This window comes from uncultured Shewanella sp. (assembly GCF_947495455.1).
GTDB lineage: Bacteria > Pseudomonadota > Gammaproteobacteria > Enterobacterales > Shewanellaceae > Shewanella.
This window is the reverse complement of record NZ_CANLZC010000030.1, coordinates 43,366-50,458: the sequence shown is the minus strand read 5'-3', so window position 1 is coordinate 50,458 and position 7,093 is coordinate 43,366. Positions and strand designations below refer to the sequence as shown.

At 38.9% G+C, this 7,093-nt stretch carries 7 protein-coding genes; 4 read left to right on the top strand and 3 right to left on the bottom strand.

Going from position 1 to position 7,093, the window contains the following annotated elements; all coding sequences use genetic code 11:
- Positions 1-194: 194 nt before the first annotated feature.
- The gene (locus tag Q0791_RS10345) at positions 195-617 is read left to right on the top strand and encodes a hypothetical protein (protein WP_299005765.1); all 423 of its coding nucleotides are present in this window, start codon (positions 195-197) and stop codon (positions 615-617) included.
- A gap of 230 nt (positions 618-847) precedes the next feature.
- Complete coding sequence (locus Q0791_RS10340; RefSeq protein ID WP_366942488.1) at positions 848-1,192, top strand: DUF6622 family protein; 345 nt, start codon at positions 848-850, stop codon at positions 1,190-1,192.
- A 126-nt stretch (positions 1,193-1,318) separates the two neighbouring features.
- On the opposite strand, the gene Q0791_RS10335 is transcribed toward Q0791_RS10340, so the two are convergent.
- The 3 genes from Q0791_RS10335 to Q0791_RS10325 form a co-directional block, all read right to left on the bottom strand.
- The gene (locus Q0791_RS10335; protein ID WP_299005757.1) at positions 1,319-2,074 is read right to left on the bottom strand and encodes a class I SAM-dependent methyltransferase; all 756 of its coding nucleotides are present in this window, start codon (positions 2,072-2,074) and stop codon (positions 1,319-1,321) included.
- A gap of 248 nt (positions 2,075-2,322) precedes the next feature.
- Positions 2,323-2,658, bottom strand: coding sequence for a neutral/alkaline non-lysosomal ceramidase C-terminal domain-containing protein (locus tag Q0791_RS10330; protein ID WP_299005754.1), 336 nt, complete (start codon positions 2,656-2,658; stop codon positions 2,323-2,325).
- Positions 2,642-4,417 (bottom strand): neutral/alkaline non-lysosomal ceramidase N-terminal domain-containing protein, encoded by a 1,776-nt coding sequence (locus Q0791_RS10325; protein ID WP_299005751.1) that lies wholly within the window; start codon positions 4,415-4,417, stop codon positions 2,642-2,644. Before Q0791_RS10325 ends, Q0791_RS10330 begins: the two co-directional genes overlap by 17 nt.
- A gap of 406 nt (positions 4,418-4,823) precedes the next feature.
- Here Q0791_RS10325 and Q0791_RS10320 point away from each other — a divergent pair, with 406 nt between their 5' ends.
- Both Q0791_RS10320 and Q0791_RS10315 read left to right on the top strand, forming a co-directional pair.
- On the top strand, positions 4,824-5,171 hold the full coding sequence (locus Q0791_RS10320) for a hypothetical protein (RefSeq protein ID WP_299005748.1): 348 nt from the start codon (positions 4,824-4,826) through the stop codon (positions 5,169-5,171).
- A gap of 254 nt (positions 5,172-5,425) precedes the next feature.
- Entirely contained in the window at positions 5,426-7,015 is a 1,590-nt protein-coding gene (locus Q0791_RS10315; protein WP_299005745.1) for a GMC family oxidoreductase N-terminal domain-containing protein, read from the top strand.
- The last annotated feature ends 78 nt before the right edge of the window (positions 7,016-7,093 follow it).

The following is a 7,093-nucleotide window of genomic DNA, read 5'->3' as shown; positions in this document are numbered from 1 at the left end:
TTCAATGTTAAGAGATGGCGTTTTGTGGAAAGCATCAAAAGCTTGAAATTAACGATTGACACCATAGTCTCTTGTTAGTAAAGGGGTTGTTTGTTGTTTAAGAGAGTTAATAATAACTGTACAACAATAGGTTAGCAGTGTACTCTAGCTTGCTTATTTGTTTTAAAAAAGCGTCAGCAGTCAGGAAGATTATCTTGCTGCTGAATGAGCTGTTAAGCGATAAAGGAAATATGTACGAAGCACTAATACTATTGAGCGAAGCAATTAATCCTTCACTAGATAAATACGCCCATGAAATTGAAGCTTTCTACCAAAGCTCTAAGGCGCCATCGCCTCAAGTATCAATTTCACAAGGATCACTAAAGGTGGTTTTTGATGGCATTCAGTTTTCAATAATTCAAAACTGCGAGGCCTCGGTAGCCGAAGAGTCAAAGACTCTCGCACAGCTGGCAGAATCAGACCAAGCTCAAATTTCCGAAGTGAGTTGTCGTTTTGAGCTAAGTAGCACGCCGGATTACGATATGCTTTATTTCAACGATTACTTATTCATGCTGCAAGCAGCAGACAAAATGGGCAAAGTGTGGGCATTTAAGTCAGCTGATGGAGCATTCATCTAGTGCGCATAACAAAACAATTACCAAGATTAACTGAGACACCCAAAATTAAGATTAACAAAGACATATATGAACGCTTCACGTTGAGTCAAGCTTATTTTGACTTTTTTGACTTTGAAAATGCAGTGTCATTCCCTTGTCATTACATAGATTGGGTTATTTTGTACAGCTGGCGTTAGTGAAGAAATACTTTACTTCATAATCACTACAAGTGGTATCATCGGAACTGACAAATTGGCTTATCATTTTTTGCTATTGGCGCTTGGCTGATTGCTTTGATGGTTATGAGTTACGTGATAAAGGAATATTTTCCTGTAAAAGGGGTTTATTTCGACCCAAGGACGAAGTGTTTGTTTATTCCGGGAAGTTGGCTACCACTCATTCTGATGATGGCAGTCTTTTTGACCCAATACATTATTGCTGCGCCTAGTGTATTGAATTCTTCTTTGGTTGAGAGCACCCATTTTGTTATCAGTTTGAGTCTTGTTTTTGGTGTTTTTAGCGGTTGTTTTTTTGCGCGTGCAATGAATATGTGGCGGGTGACTCGTATGGGTTCTGTGTGCGAACAATATAGATAAACCAATAAGAAGAAAACAATCAAAAAATAACCCAAATACAAAATCAATAATGGATGCTATGATGGCTTCTTTATGATTGCTTTCTACTATGAAGATTTGAATAATAGCTGGATTTATCATTAAAGTTCATGGTTTACGAGCAATGATCCCAATAGATGCTTTGCCATTTCCGCCTATCAATGGGTCAAGTTGACTCGGTATTTTAATATCAAAATATTGACTGAAATCAATCAAAAACCCTTTTTCTATGAGCACCTTAGATAAACTCTCCTTTGTAAATACATGTAAAAAATTAAGCAGACCATCAGTGGACATCATTTCTTGTAAACCTTGCTGAATAAAGCTTGCCATTGACTGTTTGTCAATGATACCTGGAAAAGGTTCCCCATTGGCTTCACGTCGCTGAAATTCATCAATAAAGTTTAAGCCGTTTAAATAAGGGGTTGGAGCATTAATATACAACTTTCCTCCGGGAATTAACCAATTAAAACAATGTGTCAATGCTAAAGACACGGCTTCAGCTGTCATAAGGTTAAAAATATAAGAGCAGTGAATGCCACTAATTGAATTCTTTTCAAAAGAAAAATCATAAGGGAAGTCACCCTGTTTTAAGGTTAAATAGGGCAACAATTTCTCTGGTGTTTCTTGTTTTAAAATATCGAGGTGTTCCTGACTTAAATCACAAGCTACGATATTCTTATGCATTTCTAATATGGGTAATGTTGCAATACCGTACGCGCACCCCATATCGATTAATGTATGGCTTGCATTCACCGCATCTCTAATAAAGTATTGACTTACATCAGAAAACTGTTTAACCATCACACCTTTATGGTTAACTGTACTTCGAAACCAATCATGATAGTTATTTTCTTCAGACATTTTTTCCGCCTTAGACTATACATGGTGCCAACACAAAAATTATAACAAGTTTATGGCGGTCTTTCATGGCTAAATTTAAAACAGCAAATTAATGAATAGAGATATTTGAACGTTATGCCTTATCTTTATAGCGTAAAGATAAGGCACATTGGTTCATATTGATTGCTAGTTTTGACTAACGGGATCAATAACCACCAAGATCTTAGGCACAGGAGCAGCTACGACTCCCTTGCCTTGTGATAATAGGGCTATTGTTTCACCTCAAAGGTACTGGAAGTCCCTGAATAGCTCGTTAACGCGCCAGTCCAACCACTTTTCCAATAGCCTCGGTGACGAATACGGTATGTGCCCGTGGGCATATCTTCATCAATGCGCCATTCCAGCTTTGAGTCAGAGCATGCGAGGCAATCGGCATCGGTGTCACGGATCCAAATAAATAAGGTGCTGGCGTCATTTTCAGTCAATACCGTTTGCCAATTACCATTGACCTTACGTTGTACTTCAAAAAAGGCCTCCATGGTTTTAAAGTTATTTTGCGGATGACCTGAGCGGAATTTAACCGAGACTTTAGCTAGAGGACACATCTTTGGTGACTTGTCCAAATGATTCCCAGAAACGTTTATCGTCATAAACGACACCTATAGTGTTAATGAGTTGGTCATCTTTACGATTGATGGGCGTCTGTCCTGTATTGACTTGTGTCTCATCAGCCATGGACTCAGCCAGTCCGGTAAATATTTGACGATAAGCGGCTAAGGTATTAGGGCCAAATAACGTATGGGCACCTTCATAATACTGCTGATCATACTCTTCGTTGGTAGTGACATAACCACTATAGGCATTAGCTAGGCCCGCAATCACCACATGTTTAACACCACTGGCTTCTAGTGCCGATAACACATCGTTACGTAGCCTGCGACCTGACATAGTGGTCATTTCAGAAGGCACACCAACTAAGGCTAACTCACCAATTCTAAACAATTGAAAAGGTAAAGTATCAACATATAAGTCAATACCATTAGTCAATTCACTGTTTAAAAAGGTCGGTTTCGGGTATTGGCATGCTTCGTAACGATCTGAGCCTACCGCAACATCCGAGAAGACTTCTAACATGCCTAACAAGGGATAACCTGAGAGAATATTTCCTATTAAAGATCCACTTTTATTCCAAGCCGTCCCTTCATTATCTTGCGTCATTCCTTCAAAAATGCCTTTCATATCGGACGGCCCATCCCATTCCGCGCCCGCAGTAAATGACCAACCCACAGTAGCATGGCAGAGCGGCGCAGCCTTACCTGAATGAGTAAACTGTTGAGTTACTGGATAGTCATGCATGGTAACATATTGAAAACGATAATCTAATTCACCCGATAATGACTTGCTAGGATTATTATATAAAGATAACGCCATATCATATTGCTTTGTTGCAGATAACATCACATTATCATGATCATTGTCTGCACAGCCATCTTGAGGGCCACACACATTTGGCGAAACATCCCCTTCATCACTATTGGCAAATGCAGCAACAAAACCCATATTCAGTGGTGGTTGACTGCCTTTTGATGTTTCAAATAATTGACTGGCCATGCCCTTATTATCACCACTGATATAACGATAAGTTTGCTGCTTTGACACATTATGTACGGCAAACCAGTTAATCATACCAATTTCACTGCCATCATCTTTGGTGAGCTTTAATAATGTCATGGTGTCATTGACATCAGTATCATAGTCATCTTTATCTTCATTAAATGCATAAATTGATTTGTTACGGTTGATGCTGGCATTCGTCAATTTGCCTTGAGCAAACTCAATATTACCCGATGCTCGAGTATCAAATGCCTTAACAATAGATTGATAGATACCATCGACAATAACCTCATAATTATCTTCATCATACCCTAATGCACTTAAATTTAGCATTACGGTATGATCATAACCGCCAGGCCCGACATGAGTATGGGTCGCGGTTAGCATGACATTCTTTTCATTTAAAAAAGGAGAGAGAGTGCGGTTCGCGGCAATTTTAGCCATGACGCCTTGATGGACACCTTGAGGAATACTTTGTAAATCGGCACTGACAAAAACCACAAAGTCATTGCTTTGTGGTGATCCTATAGTGAATGCACGTGACCAGAGTCGTGTTGCGATCCCTTGAGTGGTTTGATCAAGATCCCCATAGCCCACCATGCCACGATCTGCCGCAGGCCCAGTAATATCATACATACCTGCACCCACAATCCAATCACCGGCTTGAGCAGAAAAAGCACTGGCAAAAGTCGTAGACAGTAGCAATGAGCTCAAGGTTAGAGGTTTTACCACCGATTTTAATGTCTTCATATGACTCCTGAAAATATTCACGTTATTTTTATTCAATTTTTTATCTTAATAAAAGTGTGTCGCTAGATAAAAAACAAACTCACAATATCAGTTATCCAATAATGATAATTTGAACTTCTGTAACAGAACAAACGAATAAATCCGATTATCTTCATCGGTAATTTAAGTCGATTGGTTTTTTCTCACTATTCTTAATTCTTCAGTGGAGTATTTCAGGCATCTGATTAAATGGTGATTAAATACAGTGTATTAGCGGTAAGCCAGCTTTGCTATAAGTAAGGTGTAACTTGTTTGACATGATAAACACATATGCGCATTATAGAAGGGTTAGTCTTACAAGGATTGTGAAATGAAGTATATTTGTTTTTTACATTATGACTATTTCATTCGACAAAAAGGAAGTGTAATGACAAGAAAAAAATGGCTAGTGTTAATGATATTATTGTTAAGCGGTCCGACATGGTTCCCCCTGAGTTTGGAGCTGATAGCAGTTATTGAGTTTTTAGGTATATTGGGAATAGGATCTGTCTATTCGTCATATGCCCAATACTGGTGTAATCATCCTAGCACCAAACATTATTGGCGTTTGGCGACGAGTTGGGATTTTCAGCCACAAACTTTCCTTGAACCCAAACTACTAGGAGTCAATCCACAATTGTTATTTCATTTTATTCCAGTGAAAAGCATTATGGTTTGGTCAGCCTTTTTATGGTTGGGAATGACATTAGTGGCAGAATATTGGAGTCGTTTATAAAAACAGATGGGGCTTATTGCATAATACCAAAATTGATTGAACACTTTTTCTTTAGTCAGCTTGTTTTTAGCGTCTTTGGCTAATTCAACTAAAGCAAAAACGTAAGCATAATTTAAATATAAATAGCCGTGGGCACAAGAAGCAAAATCACCATGGTGATTTGTTTTTTGATGACTGTGTTGGATTGAACATCACTAAGTTAATGAGCTCTATTCGTTTTGCTTGTTAAGGGTATTAATAATAAAGGATTATGAATGAAACAATTTTTTTTGACGCTTACGCTCACTTTTACACTTATTTTCACAGTAACGAGTAGCACGTTTACTCATGCTGAATATTCTAGCCACAAAAAGGGTTATGACTATATTGTTGTTGGCGCGGGATCGGCAGGCAGTATTGTTGCAGCAAAATTGGCTAAGGAAGGTGAGAGCGTTCTCTTATTAGAGGCGGGTGGTGATGACTCAGAGCCAGCGATTAAAGACATGAAGCAATATTACAATGTGGCTTTCAATCAGTTTTCTTATGGATTTTTAAATTGGCATTTTGTGACTGAGGATCAAGTGTTTGCTGATGGTACCGGCCCTGTTACCTTTCATCTTCCTCAAGGAAAAACATTAGGGGGTTCCCATTCCATTAATGCCACTGCCTTTGTCACAGGTCATCGTGATGACTTTAATCATATTGCGCGTGAAATAGGCGATCAAGATTGGTCATGGCATAGGATTTCTAAATATATAGAGCAACTTAAAGGCACACTGAAAACCATTACTTATGCTAAGGAGCAGCTTGGCGCTCATTCCCATATAGAATCGGCCAAAAAGGTACTGGGTTTTAAGTATATGAAGGACTGTACTCTAGGACAGCAAAATGGAATATGTCCAACGGTGTGGACTGGACAGGAAGGGGAACAGGGAGGAATACGAAGTACTTCTTACGATGCCTTTGTCCGTCCATTGTTGAGTAAAAACAAAGTCAAGCTTGTGTCCTTAACGTATCATCGAGTGGACAAGGTTAACTTTGATATCAACAATCCATCACGAGCTGTGGGTGTCAGCGCATTGAATACGCGAACCAATATTCAAACAGATTTTACATCGAATAAAGGTGTGATTATTTCTGCTGGTGCCTATCAGTCGCCTAAGATCCTTCTACTGAGTGGAATAGGCCCTAGGGATGAATTAGAAGCACTTGATATTCCTGTTTACAATGAATTGAAGGGGGTCGGTAAAAATCTTAGGGATCATTATGGAGTGTCTACTTTTTGGAAACATGAGAATCTAGATGTTAAGGCACCTTTTTTATTCAATCAGCCAAGCCTTAATTTTTTTGGACCAGAAAAGAGAAAGGCGACGACTTACCAGTTTGAAATATCAGGAGGTTATGGCAGTGTTGTACCGCTTAAGGCTACCAGTGTTGGAGAAGTTCGCTTGGCGAGTGCCAACCCTGAAGATTATCCGTTAATTGATCCTAATGTATTATCAACACAAGCAGATTTAGAAATGTTAGTGACGGGAGTAAAAGACTATTTATTGCCATTTTTTGGTGATTTAGTGCAAAAGAATATCTATTCACCGATCAACATTAGTCCTTTGGCTACTGAGCAGGAGATAGTGGATTTTGTCCGTGAAAATACTGAATCAAAGCATCATCCTGTGGGGACTGCTAAGGTTGGGGCTTATAATGATCCCTTTGCGGTTATTGATCATAATTTTGTGGTGATTGGCACAGATAACTTACATGTTGTGGATGCTTCAGTGTTTCCTTTAGCGCCTTCTGGGAATATTAATACGCCAGTCATGGCTATCGCGCTTTTAGCCGCGGATAAAATATTAGAAAAGATTTGAGTGAGCAAATAATCAAAGAAGTGATTAAGATAAATAACCCAATATCTATGATGGTAGCTACTCCATTATATTTATGTT